Annotated in this window: 17 protein-coding genes; 7 read left to right on the top strand and 10 right to left on the bottom strand. The window is 56.5% G+C overall.

Annotated features, from left to right (window positions below; all coding sequences use genetic code 11):
- Positions 1–11 precede the first annotated feature (11 nt).
- Positions 12–908 (top strand): hypothetical protein, encoded by an 897-nt coding sequence (locus C8D82_RS02660; RefSeq protein ID WP_116882722.1) that lies wholly within the window; start codon positions 12–14, stop codon positions 906–908.
- On the opposite strand, the gene C8D82_RS02655 is transcribed toward C8D82_RS02660, so the two are convergent.
- From C8D82_RS02655 to C8D82_RS02640, 4 genes are read right to left on the bottom strand one after another with little or no spacing between them, the layout of a single operon-like run.
- Positions 892–1,896, bottom strand: a complete 1,005-nt coding sequence (locus C8D82_RS02655) for a glycosyltransferase family protein (protein ID WP_116882721.1) — start codon at positions 1,894–1,896, stop codon at positions 892–894. The genes C8D82_RS02660 and C8D82_RS02655 overlap by 17 nt on opposite strands.
- The gene (locus C8D82_RS02650; RefSeq protein WP_116882720.1) at positions 1,893–2,993 is read right to left on the bottom strand and encodes a DegT/DnrJ/EryC1/StrS family aminotransferase; all 1,101 of its coding nucleotides are present in this window, start codon (positions 2,991–2,993) and stop codon (positions 1,893–1,895) included. Before C8D82_RS02650 ends, C8D82_RS02655 begins: the two co-directional genes overlap by 4 nt.
- Positions 2,990–3,442 (bottom strand): sugar 3,4-ketoisomerase, encoded by a 453-nt coding sequence (locus C8D82_RS02645; RefSeq protein WP_207776053.1) that lies wholly within the window; start codon positions 3,440–3,442, stop codon positions 2,990–2,992. Before C8D82_RS02645 ends, C8D82_RS02650 begins: the two co-directional genes overlap by 4 nt.
- Complete coding sequence (locus C8D82_RS02640) at positions 3,439–4,272, bottom strand: TIGR04325 family methyltransferase (RefSeq protein ID WP_165832791.1); 834 nt, start codon at positions 4,270–4,272, stop codon at positions 3,439–3,441. Before C8D82_RS02640 ends, C8D82_RS02645 begins: the two co-directional genes overlap by 4 nt.
- 250 nt (positions 4,273–4,522) lie before the next feature.
- Here C8D82_RS02640 and C8D82_RS02635 point away from each other — a divergent pair, with 250 nt between their 5' ends.
- The 3 genes from C8D82_RS02635 to wecB are packed head-to-tail and all read left to right on the top strand — an operon-like array spanning position 4,523 to position 7,251.
- On the top strand, positions 4,523–5,473 hold the full coding sequence (locus C8D82_RS02635; protein ID WP_116882718.1) for a Gfo/Idh/MocA family protein: 951 nt from the start codon (positions 4,523–4,525) through the stop codon (positions 5,471–5,473).
- Positions 5,474–5,485: 12 nt separating this feature from the next.
- Positions 5,486–6,139, top strand: a complete 654-nt coding sequence (locus tag C8D82_RS02630; protein ID WP_116882717.1) for an acyltransferase — start codon at positions 5,486–5,488, stop codon at positions 6,137–6,139.
- Positions 6,136–7,251: a non-hydrolyzing UDP-N-acetylglucosamine 2-epimerase gene (gene wecB / locus C8D82_RS02625; protein WP_116882716.1), complete on the top strand. Its 1,116-nt coding sequence runs from the start codon at positions 6,136–6,138 to the stop codon at positions 7,249–7,251. The genes C8D82_RS02630 and wecB overlap by 4 nt, the downstream gene beginning before the upstream one ends.
- A gap of 3 nt (positions 7,252–7,254) precedes the next feature.
- Here the strand turns inward: wecB and C8D82_RS20985 are convergent, their stop codons facing one another.
- The 3 genes from C8D82_RS20985 to C8D82_RS02610 form a co-directional block, all read right to left on the bottom strand.
- The gene (locus C8D82_RS20985) at positions 7,255–7,980 is read right to left on the bottom strand and encodes a glycosyltransferase family 4 protein (protein WP_165832790.1); all 726 of its coding nucleotides are present in this window, start codon (positions 7,978–7,980) and stop codon (positions 7,255–7,257) included.
- A gap of 474 nt (positions 7,981–8,454) precedes the next feature.
- Positions 8,455–9,084, bottom strand: a complete 630-nt coding sequence (locus C8D82_RS02615; protein WP_116882714.1) for an FkbM family methyltransferase — start codon at positions 9,082–9,084, stop codon at positions 8,455–8,457.
- Complete coding sequence (locus tag C8D82_RS02610; RefSeq protein ID WP_165832789.1) at positions 9,081–10,418, bottom strand: flippase; 1,338 nt, start codon at positions 10,416–10,418, stop codon at positions 9,081–9,083. The genes C8D82_RS02615 and C8D82_RS02610 overlap by 4 nt, the downstream gene beginning before the upstream one ends.
- A gap of 376 nt (positions 10,419–10,794) precedes the next feature.
- Here C8D82_RS02610 and C8D82_RS02605 point away from each other — a divergent pair, with 376 nt between their 5' ends.
- Positions 10,795–12,906 carry a polyribonucleotide nucleotidyltransferase gene (locus tag C8D82_RS02605; protein WP_116882712.1) on the top strand — a complete coding sequence of 704 codons (2,112 nt, stop codon included), beginning with the start codon at positions 10,795–10,797 and terminating at the stop codon, positions 12,904–12,906.
- A 114-nt stretch (positions 12,907–13,020) separates the two neighbouring features.
- Here C8D82_RS02605 and C8D82_RS02600 read toward each other — a convergent pair whose 3' ends face one another.
- Positions 13,021–14,616, bottom strand: coding sequence for a hypothetical protein (locus C8D82_RS02600; RefSeq protein WP_116882711.1), 1,596 nt, complete (start codon positions 14,614–14,616; stop codon positions 13,021–13,023).
- Between the two features lie 555 nt (positions 14,617–15,171).
- Here C8D82_RS02600 and C8D82_RS20515 point away from each other — a divergent pair.
- Together C8D82_RS20515 and C8D82_RS20980 are read left to right on the top strand one after the other, a co-directional pair.
- Complete coding sequence (locus tag C8D82_RS20515; RefSeq protein WP_133245028.1) at positions 15,172–15,444, top strand: hypothetical protein; 273 nt, start codon at positions 15,172–15,174, stop codon at positions 15,442–15,444.
- A gap of 110 nt (positions 15,445–15,554) precedes the next feature.
- A complete protein-coding gene (locus C8D82_RS20980; RefSeq protein WP_116882710.1) occupies positions 15,555–15,734 on the top strand; it encodes a hypothetical protein in 180 nt (59 codons plus the stop codon).
- A gap of 84 nt (positions 15,735–15,818) precedes the next feature.
- Here the strand turns inward: C8D82_RS20980 and C8D82_RS02590 are convergent, their stop codons facing one another.
- Both C8D82_RS02590 and C8D82_RS02585 read right to left on the bottom strand, forming a co-directional pair.
- Positions 15,819–16,790 (bottom strand): alpha/beta hydrolase, encoded by a 972-nt coding sequence (locus tag C8D82_RS02590; protein ID WP_206212454.1) that lies wholly within the window; start codon positions 16,788–16,790, stop codon positions 15,819–15,821.
- Between the two features lie 157 nt (positions 16,791–16,947).
- Positions 16,948–18,780, bottom strand: a complete 1,833-nt coding sequence (locus C8D82_RS02585; protein WP_133245027.1) for a hypothetical protein — start codon at positions 18,778–18,780, stop codon at positions 16,948–16,950.
- Between the last annotated feature and the right edge of the window lie 4 nt (positions 18,781–18,784).

The following is an 18,784-nucleotide window of genomic DNA, read 5'->3' as shown; positions in this document are numbered from 1 at the left end:
GAGAGTTTTCCATGAAAAAAGCCTGTATGCTCGGAATTGTTTCGCTCGCCGCCGTTCAGCTGACGGCGGAGGTGATTGTCACTCCCGCCGACTGGAAAATCGGCCGGGACGCCAAAGACCCGGTCGTGACTGAGGAGAGCTTCTCCGCGACCGCCAACGGCCCGGATACGATCCTGACCCTCAAATCCTTTCAGCCCTTCCCGGCGGCGGAAAACGATCTGCTGACCTTCTCGATGCGCTTCCCGAAAGGGAAAAAGACCACACTCCAATTTTTCTGGATGAACGACCGGGACCGCAAGCTGTCGGAGGCCAAGTCGCTCCGCCGGACGATTGTCGGCACCGGCGAGCTGGAAACCTGCGTGATTCCGCTGGCCGGCCGCACCGGTTGGGAGGGTACGATCACCGGCCTGCGCCTCGACCCGGCAGCGCTGCCGAAAGGGACTGAGGCGGAGTTTTCCATCGGGGAATTCAAACTGACCGGCCTTGCCGGCGGCCTGCCGATCCCGGCGGCCTGCTGGTTCCGCGGCAGCAACTATGCGAACCACCGGATCGAGGGCGATACGGTCACCGGCGATTATACCGGTAAAAACGACCCGCAGACGCTCGCGAACCTCCCCTGCCCGATTCCGGCGGACCGCCTGAAAAGCGTCAGTTTCGAGCTGAGCCTCCCGAAAGGCGCGAGTTCCTCCGGCCAGCTTTTCTGGTGTTCGGAGAACCAGAAGGCGTTCAACGAGAAGAACGCCGTCCGCTACCGGATTCCGGCCGACGGCGAATTTCACGAAGTCAGAATCGACCTGTCCGGCAATCCGAACTGGTCCGGCAATATCGTCGGCCTGCGCCTCGACACCGCGGACAAATCCGCCCCCGCGGGCCAATTCCGGTTCAGGAACTTTACAGTGAAGCAGTAGGGGCGCCGACACCGCGGCACCACATCAGATTGTGGTGCCGCAAACCGGAAAGCACTCCCCGGAAGATGGAGAACCCGGTCCGGTTCGCCCGCATCGCCAGCGGAAACTCCTCCCGCGGGAAACGGCGCATCAGCAATTCGCGCGTTTCCAGCCACTTCCGGCCGTAACCGCCATACAGATAGTCACGCAGCTCTCCCGGCATCCGGGTGCCATAGCTGCCGAGATTGTGGCAAAGCACCCCGGACATCAGAAAACGGCATCCCTGATAATGGTAGAAAAGCAACGGCTCCCCGGAAGGATTCCAGGAACCGTCCTCAGCTTTGCGCCAGTCGAGGGTCATCCAGTTCCACGGGCCGACATCGGCGCCGGCATGTTGCGAAACTGCGACATCCGCCGATAAGGAGGGCCATTCATTCAGGTATTTCTGATCCGCGAACCGTTCCGGTTCCACCCGGTCGAAACACCAGTCGATGCACTGACGCCTCCAGCGTTCCAGCAGCCGGAAACACTCCGGAGTGCGCCGGTAGATCTGATAAGCCACATTATAAATGCCGAACCGTTCGCGCCAGCGCAGTGATTCCGGGAAACGGTGCGGGCAGATCAGGATGGATCTCTCTCCGAGTTCACGGTAGAGCGGTTCCGGATCGCGGTAGAAAAACAAGTCGGCATCAAGATAATTCAACGTTTCCGCCTCCGGGAAGCGCCGAAATAGAAAGAGCGGCAGCACCGGACTGAGCGTGAAACAGTACTCCGCCCGGCTCCGTCCGGGGCGGCAGGCGGCAAATTCCGGATCGGCTTCCTCGATTTCGGAGAGCCGAACCGGCACCAGCCGGGCATCCCCCCACTCCTGCAGCAGCCGATAGGCCTCCTCATCCAGCGCGGCCGCATACAATACGAAATCGGGAACAGAACGCAGCAGCGAACGGAACAGGGTAAGACCGGTCACCAGATAGTTCCGGTCAAAACAAGTGCAGAAACGATACTTCATGCGCCGAAAAACTCCCGGATCGCCTCAATCACGAAATCCGCTTCCTCCTCCGTCAGCTCCGGATACATCGGCAAGCTCAGAATCCGCGGCAGCAGACGCTCCGTTTCCGGCAGTTCTGTGCGGGAGGCGGCGGCGAACGCCTGCTGTTCCGCCAGACTCTTCGGATAGTGGACCGCCGTACCGATCCCCCGGTCTGCCAGAAACTTCCGCAATTCCTCACGGCATTCGCACCCGATCACATACTGATGAAACACCATCCGGCTTTGCGGCCGCTCCAGCGGCAGCTCCAGCGGCAGGCCGGTCAGCCCGGCGGTGTAACGGGCAGCCAGAAACCGGCGCTTTTCATTGTCCTTGTCCAGATGCGGCAATTTCACGCGCAGGATCGCGGCCTGCAATTCATCAAGGCGGCTGTTCAGGCCGAATTCCGAGCTGTCGAACCGTTCGCTCCAGCCGTACTGCCGGAGCGCCTCAAGTTCACTGCAACATGCAGCATCCGCACAGGTCACCAATCCCCCGTCCCCGACCGCACCCAGATTTTTAGTCGGATAGAAGCTGAAGGAGCCGAAAACACCGAAAACGCCCGCCCGCCTGCCGTGCAATTGCGCTCCATGCGCCTGGGCGCAATCCTCCACGACAGCCGCACCGTACTCCGCCGCAGCCGGAATGATTTCGTCGAGCGCCGCCATCTGGCCGTACAGATGAACCGGCACCACCGCACGGATATCCGCAAAAAACCGGAACGCCTCCCGCAGCGAAACAACCGACATCGTCCGATATTGATCCAGATCAACCAGTACCGGCGTCAATCCGGCGCGCAGAACCGCCATGCCGGTCGCCGACGCGGTCAGCGCGGGAACCGCCACCCGGCTTTTTTCCGGCAGACGCAACGCCCGCAATGCCAGCTCCAGCGCATCGGTTCCGTTGGCGACTCCGACCGCACCGGCACAACCGCACCATGCGGCGAACTCCTCTTCAAAGGCGCGCACCTCGTTCCCCAGAATATACCAGCCTCCGGCGAATACTTTCCGGATGGCCTCCTCCATCTCGGCGGAATGGGCGCCGTAGAATCTTCCCGGAGCGCATTGCGGAATCTTCATTTCCTCTCCCCGACCCATTTCAGAAATCCGTCATAATCACGGATATAATCCGATTCATCATAATAGTCATCCGCCAATACCAGCAATACGCAACCGCCGGAGAAACTGTGCATGGTATGCCACAATCCGGGTCCGAGAATCACTCCGACATTGTCGCGCCACATCAGGATATCCTGTTTGTTCCGCCCGTCATCCAGCGACAGGGTAAAACAGCCGCTCAGGCAGAAAATCACCTGCCGCAGCTTGCGGTGAGCGTGTTTTCCCCGGATACTCGAACCGCTTTCCAGATTGGTGATATAATAGAGCCGGCGCGGCTCGAACGGGAGCTGCCGCCCGAATTCGGCGATGCACAACGCCCCGTCGCGCTCGTCGACGATCCGGGGCAATTCCAGATAGCCGGAATGCTTCACGATAATTTCCGGGTAGTTCTTCACTGATTCCTCCATCATACTCCTCGGCAGGCATGTTTCCGGCGTTGCCACAGGAAACCGTGATAACGGATCGGCTCCTTCTCACCCCGGAGCCGGATGCTGAACGGATAACTCTCAAAGCGGGTTACCAGTTCAAATTCAGGTTCCAATTCCCGCATAAGCCGCCTTTCTCCGATAAAATGAACCGGATACCGTGCCGCATAAAGACTTGCCGGAACGGTCTGCAACGCGATTCGGCAGCGATCCGAGCCGGAAATCAACGGCGTGCGATCAATCAGCAACCAGGCGGCCTGCGACGCAATCGCCTGCTGTAATATTTCGTGATAATCCGGCAGATATTGCAAGACACTGGAAAAGAGAATCACATTCGGCCTGCATTCCGACAAGGCCGTCCGGAAATCCCGGTGGAAACGAATACATTCCGGCATAGGCAACCGCTTGCCGCAGTCCACAAAATGAGGCTGTTCCACAATATTCCAGACAAGCTCTTTCAATTCCGCGAGCATGCAGCGGTTCTGAAAGAAAACACTGCCGAGAGAACCGCCGAAGTCCACCACCCGCAGTTTACCTTCTTCCCTGGCGGCGGCCAGCAGCAGACACGCCGCCAGCGGATAATTGGGTTCCTCCTGAAAAAACAGCCGGGAATCCCGTTCAAAAACAGCGTTGCCGGCAAGCACTTGCCGGGTGGCATCGGCAACTTTTTCCAGAATGTCGGCAGCCTGATAGCCGGAACCCATTTGCTCCGCACTTTTCCAGTCGGGGAAATTCCCCGCATACCGTACTCCGTTGCGCTCCCGCCACCAGCGCAACAGAACTGGCGGCACATATTCCCGGAATATTCTTTTCACCGTTTCCATCTTTCATCAAGCGAGATATTTTTCATGTTGTTATCCCGGTGTGTTTTTCCTGTTTTCCTAATACAATACTATCTGTCAAACAAAAATCAATGTAGCCATCCGGTCAAAGGCTTGTAATTTTACTACAAACAGCATATATTTCCAAATAAAAAATAATTCAGCCGGCGGGGCGCTGACAGGATGAAATGCGCGGCGGCCCCGAAAGGCCTCCGGGATCCGACGGAGCATAAGGAGAATTCTGATGAAAACCATAGCACTGGTGGGATGCGGACGCATCTCACGCCGACATATCGAAGCCATTCAGGCAACAGAAGGAGTCGAGATCGCAGCCGTTTGCGATATCCTTCCGGAACGTGCCAGAAAATGCGCGGAGGAGCTTTCCGTGCCCTGGACTACGGATTTCCGCAAACTGCCTCCTGTGGATTTCGCCGCCGTACTGACTCCTTCGGGCAATCATCCGGAACACGCTGCCGCCATTGCCGAATCTACCGGAGTCGGCGGCATTCTCTGCGAAAAGCCGATTTCACTGACGATGCGGGAGGCGTACCACCTGTTCAGCCGGATCGACCGGACCGGGAAACGGCTGCTGCCGATCTACCAGAATCGTTACAATCCATTGGTTATCCTGCTGAAAGAGCTGGTCGACAGCGGCCGGCTCGGAAAACTTTACCAGTTTATCTGCAATGTGTTGTGGAACAGAGATAACGACTATTTCTCCATCGACTGGCATGGCACGCGCGAATTCGACGGCGGCGTACTCTATACTCAGGCCAGCCATTACGTTGACCTGCTGCATTACCTCTTCGGAGAGATTGCCGAAAGCAAGGGGATAGGCGGCTGCCGGCGCAATCTGGAAGTGTTCGACGCGGTTTCTGCAACGATGCGCTTCCGGAACGGCATTGTCGGCTCGCTGAATGCAACCGTGGATGTTTTCGAGAAAAACTATCAGACCGAGTTCACCCTGATCGCAGAAAACGGGACGATCCGCCTCTCCGGCACCAATCTGAACCGGATTGATTTCTGGAACGTCCGCGATCTTGCCCGGCCGGATATGGATTTTACGCTGGACCATATCTACGGGAAGGGACATGACCAGCTCTACCGCTATCTTGCCGAAGAGCGCTGGGAGATGTTTCCCTCCCGTGAAGACGTGCTCAGCGGTATTCGCCTGATGGAAATGCTCTCATACTGACAGGAAAAGGCCATGAACTTTTACCAACATCCGACCGCCGTCATTGATCCGGGGGCCAGCATCGGCGCCGGCTCGAAGGTCTGGCACTTCGCCCACGTCTGCTCCGGAGCAGAAATCGGGAAAGATTGCATTCTGGGGCAGAACACTTTCATTGCTGACAACGTCCGGCTCGGCGATCACGTCAAAGTGCAGAACAATGTATCGATCTATGCCGGAACCATTGTTGAAGACGATGTGTTTCTCGGCCCCTCAGCCGTCCTGACCAACGTGACGAACCCGCGTTCACAGATCAACCGCCACGCCCTTTATGAATCCATTCTTCTCCGCCGCGGCGCCACAGTCGGAGCCAATGCCACGATCGTCTGCGGTGTTACGATCGGCCGTTATGCCTTCATTGCAGCCGGAAGCACCGTTACACGGGATGTGCCGGATTATGCGCTGGTCGCCGGATGCCCCGCCCGTTTTTCGGGCTGGATGAGCCGTCATGGACATCGCATGGAGCCGGACAGTTCCGGGTTGATGACCTGTCCGGAAAGCGGTTTGCGTTATCGGGTCATCGATGGGCATTGCCGCTGCCTTGATCTGGATGAGGAAGCGCCGCTTCCTGCGGAATTGGGCAATGCGGAATACAGCTATCGCCATTTCCGCCGGGAGCACAGGCCATGAAACTTCTGACGATCGTCGGGGCCCGTCCCCAGTTCATCAAGGCCGCCATGGTCAGCCGGGCGATTCTGCGTCGCAACGCCATGTCCGGGAGTACGCTGATTACGGAGCAGATTCTCCATACCGGTCAGCATTACGATCCCGATATGAGCGAAATCTTTTTCCGTCAGCTTGAGATTCCAGAACCGTCATTCCGGCTGAATTGCGGCGGTATGACCCACGCTGAAATGACCGGCACCATGTTGATCGAGATCGAAAAAATCCTGTTGAGCGAACTTCCGGACGCACTGCTGGTTTATGGCGATACCAACTCGACTCTGGCCGGAGCGCTGGCGGCCGCCAAGTTGCATATCCCCGTCATCCATGTGGAAGCGGGGCTGCGCAGTTTCAATCAGGCGATGCCGGAAGAGTTGAACCGGATTCTGACCGACCATGCCTCCAGTCTGCTGCTTTACCCGACCCGCTCCGCCCTGTTGAATCTTCAGCGGGAAGGTCTGGCCGACCGGGCATGTGAGGTCGGCGATGTGATGTACGATGCCGCATTGTGCTTCGGAGGATTGGCTGAACAGTATTCCGGAGTACTTGGGCGGTTCAATCTGCGTTCCGGCAATTTCCGGCTGGCCACGGTTCATCGGGCGGAAAACACAGACGATCCATTGCGTCTGGCCGCCATTTTTACCGCGCTGCAGGAGTTGGCGTCGCCGGAATTTCCGCTGATTCTCCCGTTGCACCCGCGTACCCGCATCCGGCTGGAAAATGCCGGAATCGCTTCGCAGTTGCGGAAAACCCCCGGATTGCTGCTGTCGGAGCCACTCTCTTTTCTGGATATGGTCAAACTTGAGAAACATGCTTCATGTATTCTGACCGATTCCGGCGGTATTCAGAAAGAGGCGGCGTTTCATTGCGTGCCCTGCATTACTTTGCGGAACGAAACAGAGTGGGATGAAACTGTCGTGAGCGGCTGGAACCATCTGACCGGCGCCGACACCGCCGCCATTCTCTCGGCAGTCCGTGAAGCGAAGTCACCGGCGACTCCATTGCAGGCCTACGGAACCGGGGACGCTGCGGAAAAAACAGTGACCGCGATTCTTGAACATTTCGGCGGCACGAACTGATTCTCACCGCCGCCGCGCCAGGCTTTCGCCATAGTCCTGAAGCCGCCGCATCGCAATCGCTTTCCAACTGAACCGGGTAAGCATCTTTTCCGTGCCGTGTTCGCCCAATGTGCGGCGCAGCTCCGGATCGGCCAAAGTCTGCAGGGCCTCCGCCAGACTGACCGGATCGTTTTCGCGATAGGTCAATCCGTTCCCCTCATACCGCTCATGCGCCAGCACCCGATCGCTGACCACAATCGGCGTTCCGGTGGCGGCGGCATCCAACATGCTTGTGGACTCCTGCCGGGGCCAGACGGCAATATCGGCAGCGCGGTAAAAATCCGGCAGCTTGGAACTTTCCACAAACGGCAATACCGTACACCCCTCGACTCCGGCCAAATGCCGGATTGCCTCTTCCGAGCCATTGCCGATAAAGAATCCCCGGCAATTCACACCGCGCTGACGGGCAATCCGCACCGCTTCAGCCAATACGAACGGATTCTTTCCTTCATTGAAGCGCCCGGAGTAAAGAACCAGCAATTCCGAGTCCGTCACCCCCAACTCCCGCCGTTTGGCGGCACCCGCAACCGGATCCGGGTAAAACAAACGGGTGTCGACCCCCAATTCACACAATACATTGCAGGTATCCGGCACTCCGAAAAAGCGTCGGTTGATTTCAAAACCATCAATTGTGGCGGCATAGTTTTTTTCACAGAAATTGCGGTAGAAAATACCGCCGATCCATGGCATCCAATAATTCCATTTGATCCTGCGCAGCAAGCTCATCCCGCCTCGTGCAGGAGAAAATACCGAATTGACCACATGATTTCCACTGAAAAAACACGCCTTGTGAAATTTGCAGAAAAGCGCCGCCTGGATATTATAAGGGGCAAGCAGGTCAAAAGTCTGTACAATATCCGGCTTGATCTTCTTCAATGTGGCAGATAGATTGCGAAAACTGTACTTGTAGGGCCATGCACAGATCGGCAGCCGGATCAGGGTATAATTATCGTGTGGCTTCCAGCAGCATTCCGTCAATGGCGGCCCATTGAACTTTTCGTAAATATCACAATAGTCCGGGCTGTCAAAATACGGCTGCGCATTGGAAGTTACCAGAAAGACCTCATGCCCGGCCATTGAATATTCATGTGCCAATGACGCATCTGCATATCCCATTCTCTCGGAAAACCAACGGTTCAAAATTACGATTCTCATAATGCAGTTTCAAATTCCCAAACAGTTGCCATCCCGATAGAAAACGGTAGTTTCATCATAATTATTGTGAATAGGCGCAGCCCCGCTGATTTCAAGTTTTCGGAATCCGGCAAATTGCATTCGCTCGAAAATCGGTCGATATTCACTGCGAAAACTGTCATCAAGAATCATAACCCCGTCTGAAGTCAGTGCTTCCAGTGCCGTTGCCGCAGCTTCTTCGCGACGGATACCGTCAACCAAAACCAAATGATAACGCTTCCCGGTATTTAAAATGGTCGCTTCATATTCCGGCCCATCCGGAGCCCATATTACCTGCGCGTTATCAGGCAAACGCGGAGAAATTTTATCGAACCAAGCACGATTGTGCTCGCAACTTACAATATTCCCGACACGTCCAGCCCAATAAAGCGTTCCATTTCCGCACCCAAATTCAAACATCTGCATTGCCGGCGACAAGCGTTTGGAGAGAAATTCGACAAACGGATAGCCCAGCCATGGCACTGGTTGACCGGATAGATCAACAGCCTGCCGTTCCTGAAAGCTCCGAAACCAGCCGGTATCGTGCAAATATCCATCTTTTCCCTGGGCCCACATTCCGCGAAATCGATTATAACAGAACCGTTTCAGCCAACTATTCATATTTCTCTCCGGTTTATTTCTTTCCACCCGCGTCTGATCCACAGTGGATTCAGCGCCCGAACCAAAAGCCGGAATAATCCACGGGTCGGTGTAAAACAGCATGGCAGTCCATAAACAATCACCCCACCGGACAATACCGCAGCAACGGCGGCGCCCACCTCTCCCAACCGCGAGATCAGAATATAATTCATTCCAATATTAAAAGCAAACCCGATCCAGGCGAAAAGCATTGAATAACGCTGCAGATTCTGATTGAGCAGATAACCGCCCGACGCAACCCCCATGGAGCAGAACAACACGCGCCATAGACCGATCAGGAACACCGGTACTGCCGGAGCGTAAGCCGCCCCGTAAACCACCGTGATCAGTCCGGCCGCCAGCATCGGCAGAACGGAAAGCGTCAGGCCGACATAAAACATCAGTGAAAGAAATCCCAACAGCCGCACGCGATAGGTTTCTCTGGAACAGCCGACCGCCTGAATGACCGCCGGCAGAAATGAATTTCCCAGAATGGTCGGAATCACATAGAGCAGCTCCACCAGCCGCATCGCCACGGAGTAACAGCCAACCGCCGCATCTCCCTGCATATATCTCAGCATCAATTGATCGATCCGCAAATATCCCATGCCTGCGATCGAAGTGAGCAAATACGGCCAGGAGTCGGTCAGAATGGCGCGTGCAATGCGAGAGTCAAACCGCCAGTTGCGGCAATCCCCCTCCCGCGATTGGAAAAAGACAAGATAGATGAGAAACATCAGAACCATATAGAATGCTTCGATCCCGGCGAACCAGTACAAGGCTGCCCCCTGCCCGGCCGCCCAGATTTTACAACCGGAAACCACCAGCAGGGCGATGATCTGGGAGAGGGCGATATACTTGCTCCGCACCTTCGACTGAAAGTAAAATTCAATTACCTGAAAAGCGGAACAGCAGTATCCGGCGCCGATAATCGCAATCAGCCCTCCTCCGGCGGGATGAAAAAACAGGGAGAATGCCAGCAGCGTCAGCATAATGCCGGTCCCGGCCAGACGCAATCCAAAGGTTGTCCCCAGAAGCCGGTCAGACTGTTCGGGATGCCTGACCAGTTCCCGGAGGACGATCTGATCGAGGCCGAGCGTGGAAATCACGGAAAAAATCGCGACATAACTGATCGCATAATTCAGCAGCCCATACTGCGTCGGCCCCAGGCTGCGCGCGACATAGACTCCTACGGAAAAACCGACGGCCAGCCTTATGACCTTCTCCGCCATCAACCATAAAGTGTTCGCCCCGTAGCGGCGCACGCCGTCATGATGAAACGCGCGTTTCAAAAACTCTTTTGCAGCATTCAACATTTGGAAACGATTCTTTCTTGACCGCGCCGTAAACTTCCGCATTCTAAAATACTCCTCCCGTCAAACTGTTTCAAGGTGGCGGAGGAAAAATCGGTATCTTTCTTAAAAAATCATGATGTACTCCGTTCAATACTTGTTTTTTCCGGTTCCACGGGGTATATTATTTTAATTTTATGGAAAAAGGCGATTCCGGGATTGACTTGATTGGTGGAATTCGGTCGCTATCAGCGTCCGGGCAGGATTGTCCGGGAGCTGATACCGGGATTCCGCGAGTCATGCGGAACACGGCGGCGGGAATTTTCCCGTTCCGTTTTCAGCCGTCCGGAGTCGTTCTTTTCCTGAATCAAACATTCGTTTTGAAAGGACGAACAACATCATGGCTGAAGAAAAAATCGTTTTTCAGTTCGACGGCGAACGCACCATGGAAATTTCCACCGGTAAAGTCGCCAAACTCGCCAACGGCTCCTGTCTGGTCCGCCTCGGCGACACCATTGTCCTGACCGCCGCCTGCTCCGGCGCGCCGCGCGAAGGCACCGACTTTTTCCCGCTGCAGGTCGATTACCGCGAAAAGTATTCCGCGGCGGGCAAGTTCCCCGGCGGCTACATCAAGCGCGAAGGCCGTCCCTCCACCAAGGAGATCCTGACCTGCCGCATGATCGACCGCCCCATCCGGCCGCTCTTCCCCGACTACTTCTTCGATGAAGTGCAGATTTCCAGCGTTCTGCTGTCCGCCGACGGCGTGAATGAGCCGGATGTGCTCGCGATGGTCGGCGCCTCCGCCAGTCTGATGCTCTCCGACCTGCCGTTCCAAGGGCCGATCGGCGCGGTGCGCGTCGGTCTTGTCGACGGTCAGTTCGTGATCAACCCGACCCGCGCCCAGATGGAGCAGAGCAAGCTCGAACTCATCTACGCCGGCCGGCCCGACCAGGTCATCATGATCGAAGGCGAAGCCGATTTCGTCAGCGAAGCGCAGATGAAGGAGGCGATGTACCTCGCCAACGAGGCAGTGAAAAAACAGTGTGACGCGCAGATCGAGCTGGCGAAAAAGGCCGGCCGCGCCAAAAAGGAATATAAGCTCTATCCGGTTCCGGAAGCCCTGATGAAGGGCATCGAAGCCTTCTGCGCCGACCGCATCGAAGCGGTCTGCACCATCCCGGGCAAGGAAGACCGCATGGTCGCGATGGATGCGCTGCGCGACGACGCCCGCAAGGCGCTGCGCGAACAGTTCGCCGATATGAGCGACACCCAGTTCGGCCTTGAGACCGCGAAGGGCTTCGACGACCTGGTTCGCACCGTCACCCGTAACGTGATTCTGCAGAAGCAGTTCCGTCCGGACGGCCGTTCGACCACCGAAATCCGGCCGCTCTCCGCCGAAGTCGGCGTGCTCCCCGTGGTTCACGGCAGCGCGCTCTTCTCGCGCGGCGAAACCCAGGCGCTGGTGCTCGCGACCCTCGGCAACGAAAAGGACGCGCAGGAAGCCGACGACCTGACCAGCGAAACCGGCATCACCAAGAAGCGTTTCTATCTGCACTACAATTTCCCGAATTTCAGCGTCGGCGAAGTCGGCCGCATCACCGGCCCCGGCCGTCGTGAAATCGGTCACGGCAATCTCGCGGAGCGTTCGGTCTCCAAGGTCGTGCCGAAGGATTTTCCGTACGTGGTTCGCTGCGTCTCCGAAATCATGAGCTCCAACGGTTCGACCTCGATGGCTTCCGTCTGCGGCGCGACTCTCGCGCTGATGGATGCGGGCGTGCCGATCTCCGCCCCGGTGGCCGGCATCAGCTGCGGCCTCGTGACCGGGGACAACGGCGAGCGGCTGCTGCTCACCGACATCATCGGTGCGGAAGACCACTTCGGCGATATGGACTTCAAGGTCTGCGGCACCCGTGACGGCATCACCGGCTTCCAGCTCGACCTGAAGCTGCCCGGCATTCCGATCGACCTGCTCTGCGAAGGCATGGAGCGCAACCGGATCGCCCGGATGAAGATCCTCGACGTGATGGAGGCGTGCATCGCCAAGCCGCGCGAAGAGATCAGCAGCCGTGCGCCGCGTCTCGAAGTGATCCAGATCAATCCGGAAAAGATCGGCGCCCTGATCGGCCCCGGCGGCAAGAACATCCGCGCGATCACCGAAGAAACCGGCACCAGCATCGATATCGACGACGACGGCAACGTGAAGATCATGGCCCCGGACAAGGAGCACCTCGAAGCCGCTAAGGAACGCATCCTCGGCAGCACCGCGGAAGCCGAAATCGGCAAGATCTACCGCGGCAAGGTCGTGACCGTTCGCGATTTCGGCGCGTTCGTCGAAATCCTGCCGGGCGTGGACGGTCTGCTCCACATCTCCGAGATGGCGGACTACCGCGTCAACAAAGTCACCGATATCTGCGAAGAAGGCCAGTTCGTGACGGTCAAGGTGATCGACATCGATCCTTCCGGCAAGATCCGGCTGAGCCGCAAGGCCGCCCTGAAGGAACTGGACGAATAGTTCCGCCCTCTGGAAACACCAAACGCCCGACGGAAATCCGCCGGGCGTTTTTTTGCGGTCAAGTACCGCCATCCGGGATTTCGCTCCTGCTGAAACGAAGTTCCGGCCGCTTCTCTAAAATGTCAGTATGAGCGGCGCAAAGCCGGGTACGGTCAGTGTTACTTCGCCGGAATCCCAGTCGGAGTGAATCAGCGGCGAATCGATCAACGGGTAATCCGCACTTACCGGAATCCCGTCCTGCCAGCGGGAGCCGTCGGCCCGCAGCTCCATCGCTCCGCACTGCTTCGAAACATAAGTCAGCCGCAGATGGTCGCGATCGAGGCACCAGGTATTCTCCTGAATTTCCGCCTGAAATTCCGCAAAGCTCTGATAGCGGGAGGCCTCCGCCACTTCGCAGATCACACCGTTCACAGTTCCGTCGCATACGATTTCGCGGTCCTGGTACTCGTAACCGCCGGTCCACCGCCACGGAGTCGTCAGGATCAAAGCCGCATACGCGCCGGGCGTCGAAACGAAGATGATTTCAGGGGTTTCCACCACATCCAGAAACTCCATTTTCGGCAGGTACGCATGAATGTAGCGGCACGGCTGATCCGCCGGAATATGATACAGCGCCAGCACCGCCGAACGGTTCTGGAAGAATTGGGCGCAGCCGCATCCCGCATCGCCGGTCCAGCACCCGTGGCCGTCGGCATTGCCGGGATGATGACTGAAAATCCGGCTGCGGGTGGAACCGCCGCGCAAGGTCATATCCCAGTCATGCTGGCCGTCGCTGACTTCGGGACGGCGCTCCTGCCGGACGATCGAACCGATCACATAATCGGCGCTGCGCAGCGTGTACTGCGCCCTGCCCTCGCCGCTCTCGCGGATCACCGCTTCGCCGTCCGGCTTCCAAAGCGCGACCGCGGCCACCTCCGGCAGCGGCTCAAACTTCGACAGCACCGCATCGACCAGACATTCCCGGATCAGCTCGGGGCAGCCCACGCCGCCGTAAAGATAGCCGAGCGCATACATTCCGGCGGCGGCATGGTCCAGCGCCTCGGCGGTGCCGATCCGCCCCTGCGCTCCGCCGCAGCAGCCGTCCGGCGATTTCTGGAAAAATCCGGCCAGCAGAAGATTCATCATATTCCCGGCCAGGCGGGAAAGCTCCTCATCCTGCGCATGATCAAAACAGAGCAACAGACTCTGCCAGATCGAAACCAGACAGCGCGAAGAATCCGCCTCACCCCGGCCGCGACGGGCGCGCGAACGGATAAATTCCTTCAGGAACGCCGCATCCTCAGCGGCAAGCTCCGCGCCGGAACGGTTCCCGAACGCCGGAAATACCGCATCCGGAAACTGTTTTCCCGCCACCAGCCGTGCCGCGCGAAACCGCACCAGCTGATTCTCGGCGGGATTGGTGCTGGAAAAATCAAACTGCGTAAAAAAGCGGCGCACCGCCGCCACAGTATCTTCTTCGAGCCGTTCCCGGTAGCGGGCCAGCGCCAGCGCGATCTTCTGGGCGGTGAAATCCGACTCCTCGCGCAACGGCTGCCCGTCCGGATGAGGGCGGTCGAACCAGCCGGAAAGATGGCGAAGCCCGGCGTTGGCGGCCCGCTCCTCGCCGAGTTCAAATTTCACGATCGGTTCGGCCCGGCGCTGAATGCCGTAGGCCTCGTTCGCGACGATCAAATCGAAAAGCTGTTTTCTGCGGGATGCAATAGACTCCATGATGCTGCTCTTCCTGTTTCAAAAAACTTACTTTCAGCCCGCTTTCAGGCGGACCTTATTCAATAATAGACCGGAAAATCGGGAGTGTCAAGCGGGATATCGCAAATAGTTCGGATTTCCGTTAAAATTTTCCATTCCCCTCCATCATGCAGCCCATACCGGAATTGCGCTCCAGACCGGAATAAGAAGTGGATTTTTTCAATCGGGGTACTGACATTTCGGACTTTCCGGTTCATAATTGGAACAACGCGATTTGATATCGTTATCAAATCAACAGGAACCCGAAAGGAGAACCGAACGGGCGTCCAGTTTTTTTACAACAGGAATTGAGTGCGATATCGAATATTAAAAATAATTCGTTCCAAAGGGTTTGCATTATCACAAAACACGAAAAGGCCTGTACTGTGTTCTCCTGAACCGGATGTTATTTCCCGTCATTGCCCGATACCGGAAAACCGTTGCGTGTCACAGAAGGAAGCAAGAAATGAAAAAGAAAGCTTTGACCATGCCTCCCCATGACGGGAAAACTCAACACCAACCAATACGGAGGTAGCAATGAAGCAGAAACGACGTGTACGAGGAACTGGACGGGTATATAAAGAAAATGGAGTCTACTTGCTCCAGTATACGACGAAGGATCACAAACGCAAGGCAATGATCCTGCGGGATGAAAGCGGAGCGAAAATCACGGAGGAACGACGTGCGGAAGCCGCCGCTCGTGATTTTCTGGAACGTAAAATAAAAAGGATTGATAGTCATGAAAAAAATTTATCTTCTCTTTACCGCTTTGGCGGCAGTCGGTACGTTGACCGGATGCGGTGTTTTTGAAGAATTCGGAAATGAGGCGAATGGAACGCCCTCGCCTTGTGGAACGGCGGCGATCTTGCCGAACTCTGCGGTGTCCGGGTCAAAGGCCCCGGCGGAGAGTACAGCGGCCAGTGGAACGCCCCGGCCCGCGCCTCTTTCCCGGTGCCGGAGCTTTCCGCCGCACCGAGCGCCTCCGTGGCGCCGGCGTGCTCGAACTGACGATCCACTGGCGGGATGGACGGCGGGAAGTGCGCAGCTTCGACTTCAGCCGCCCAACCATGCTTGAAACGGAGCTGGATTTCATCGGCTGATCCCGGTGTGACCGGCATGCAATACCGGGATTTCGCTCCTGCCGGAACGAAATCCCCATTATCTCTGATTTTCTCCAGAGGAATTCATTGCCGGAAAGCATTCCGCAACGCATCACAGGCTACAGAAACCGCGAGACGCGCCGGAGCGGATTCCGCCAACGCATTCAGCATCATGAAGTCATGGATCGTGCCGTTGCAGCGCAACGCCGTGACTTCGACGCCGGCTTCCATCAATTTCTGGGCGTATGCCTCCCCTTCGTCACGCAGCACGTCATTCTGGGCCGTGATGACCAGAGCCGGAGGCAACCCCGCCAAATCCTTCAGCGAAGCACGCAACGGCGACGCGGTGATTTCATTGCGGGAACGGCGGTCCGGCGCGTAAGCGTTCCAGAACCACTTCATCGCCCGGCGGGTCAGCCACGGCCCTTCCGCAAACTTCCGGTAGGAATCGGTGTCGAATTTCGCATTCGTAACCGGATAGAACAGAGCCTGGAAAATGATTTTCGGCCCTTTCTTCGCCTTGCTGATCAGGGTCATCGCTGCGGCCATATTGCCGCCGACACTGTCGCCCGCGACCGCGATCCGCTCCGGATCGAGTTTCAGCTCACCGGCGTGGACGGCCAGATATTGCAACACCGCGAAAGCCTGTTTGAGCGGGACCGGGTATTCCGCCTCCGGGGACGGTGTATATTCGACAAACGCCACCGCTGCGCCGGTTCCGGCGCAAAGCTCCCGGACCAGCCGGTCGTGGGTATCGCGGTTGCCGAGAATCCAGCCTCCGCCGTGAAAATAACAGATCAGCGGCAGCGTTCCTCCGGCTTTTTCGGGCCGGACCAGCCGTACGCCGACCGAACCGCTCCCCAGCGGAATTTTCAAATCTTCGGATTCGACGGCCGGGGCCTTGATCTTGCCGGACTGGGCATCCAGCAATACCTGGCGCGCATCCGGAATCGCCAGCTTGTACAGCGGCGGCCCGCCCTGCTTTTCCAGTGCTTTGACGAATTTGCGAGTGTCCGCGGTCAACCACGGCGTTTCCGATGACGGTTTGCTTTTCATGACAGATTCTCCTCTTTTTATTTCCCGCATTTGGGGAACTCCTCATCTGTCATTAATAAAACACAAAAACCAATTATTGCAAATTATAAACCAGTGGATACATCGCTATCCCGGAAACAGGAATCGAAAGATTTTCATCATATGCCGGAAAAATATCTTACCGTTCAGGAGCAAGATACCAGAATTTTTCTTCCATTTCTTCCAGGATTCGCTCCAGGACTTCTCTCTGAATCTGTGGCATACCAGAGATCCAGGGAAATAAATTTGGATTCTGTTTAAATTGCTTGCGGTATTCCAGATAACATGCTTCCACAACACGCCGGTAACTCTCCGGAGTATCGGGGGAGAGTTGCCTGATACGCCACGCAAATTCCAGTACCATCGCATATTTCCGGATCGCCTGCTGCGGCGAGCGTTTCGCCATTTCAAGGGTTGAAACAGCGCCTTCCGGATCCGCTTCGAATAACTTCCGGTCATATAGCGGGCAGGCGAGATTCTCAAACTTCCTGCGTTGTTTCATCGTTTCTGCGTGCCCATATTGGTTCACATAACGTTCAACTGCCTCAATTCCCATCCGAACCCCCTTTCTGACCGCCAGCTTGTAAGATTCAAAATCCACATAAAGCTGCTCTGCCAGATAAATACGCTCAATCAGGCCGAGATAGTAATAGAGTTCACACAGATTTGCCGGCTCTGTCCCTTTCAGACGCGTCATACCGGCTTTCCAGAAAAATTCCCGAACTTCCTCCGCCAGATTCATCTCCGCCAGCCACTCCGCCTCTGTGGGGTTTCGGTTGCCCACATATTCCCGTTCCCTGTTGAATTCTTTCGGAAAAGGCCGGGCAAACAACGGGAAATACGAATCCGAAGCAAAATACGATTGGCCTTTCGTATTGCGCTCATAACGCCGCATTTCTTCCAGACGTTCCTGTTGATATTGAAGGTATTCAGCCGGATCTTCCGGACTTTTCTCCCAGCCGAGCCTGAGATGTGCAGCGCGATACCTCTGATTGTCCGGGGCCAGAGCAATCGCAGCCTCCAAAGCCTCCCGCGCTTCCTGATATCTGCTGGAACAGAGCCTCAGATAGGTTTCATAGTAGCGTTTCGCTTCTTCCTGCTGTTCATGTTCGGCAACTGCTGCTTTCGTTCTGGCTCCAGCTTGGATTGCACGATTTTTCTCCTCGACAACTTTCAGTGCTTTCTGCTGAATCACAGGGATCAGTTTGCGCACGCTCTCAGGAATATCCTCAAACACATTCTCCGCATGGATTTTTTCCAAAACTTTGCCATTCCGGTCAATCAGCCGCACGGTACAATGTGTGATTTCCGGGCGTTTTCCCGGCGTAAATTCCAATCCGATCAGGCAGGCAGACGGAGTCAACGGGAAATGTTCCCGGGAAATTTCCCGCTCCCGGTTGACTTGTTCCAAATGATTCCGTTCCAGAACAACAATCCATTCGGCTTTTCCCATGGCTTGTTCCAAAGCAGAGGCAAACTCGTCGATTTTCCCCTGATAGCGCTGCGGCACCCCTGAATCCACGATCCGGACAATCCCCAGGGTCAGCGTCGCCGGGCGGATTTGACCGGTCATGCTTTTTCGCAGTCGGGCAACGGTGGCAACGGCAGCCTGTTCCGTATTGTCGGGCAACGGGAAATCCGCCATCCTATAGCTGTTCCGGACATTGAAGATGATCACACGTTTCGCCGCAGCATTAGCCGGTTCAAACGCCACTAAGATATCCGCATGCGGAATTTGCCGAATCAACTCGGAACTGTTCCAGGCCGCCAACTTCCGCTCCTTAAGAATCAGCCGGATCTTATCGCGCTCCAGCAACTCGAAATTCTCTTCCGCACTCAACTGGGCATACACCAGATCCACAAGTGCGGAATCCCCCACAATCGCCACTTTGGGCAGTTCTTCGGCGACAGCCGAACTCCAAAGTCCGGCTGACACAACAATCACCAACAGTTGTTTCACAGAATGCTTCATGCCG

The organism is Victivallis vadensis (genome assembly GCF_003096415.1).
GTDB classification, from domain to species: Bacteria; Verrucomicrobiota; Lentisphaeria; order Victivallales; family Victivallaceae; genus Victivallis; species Victivallis vadensis.
This window is presented reverse-complemented; position numbering and strand designations above follow the sequence as displayed.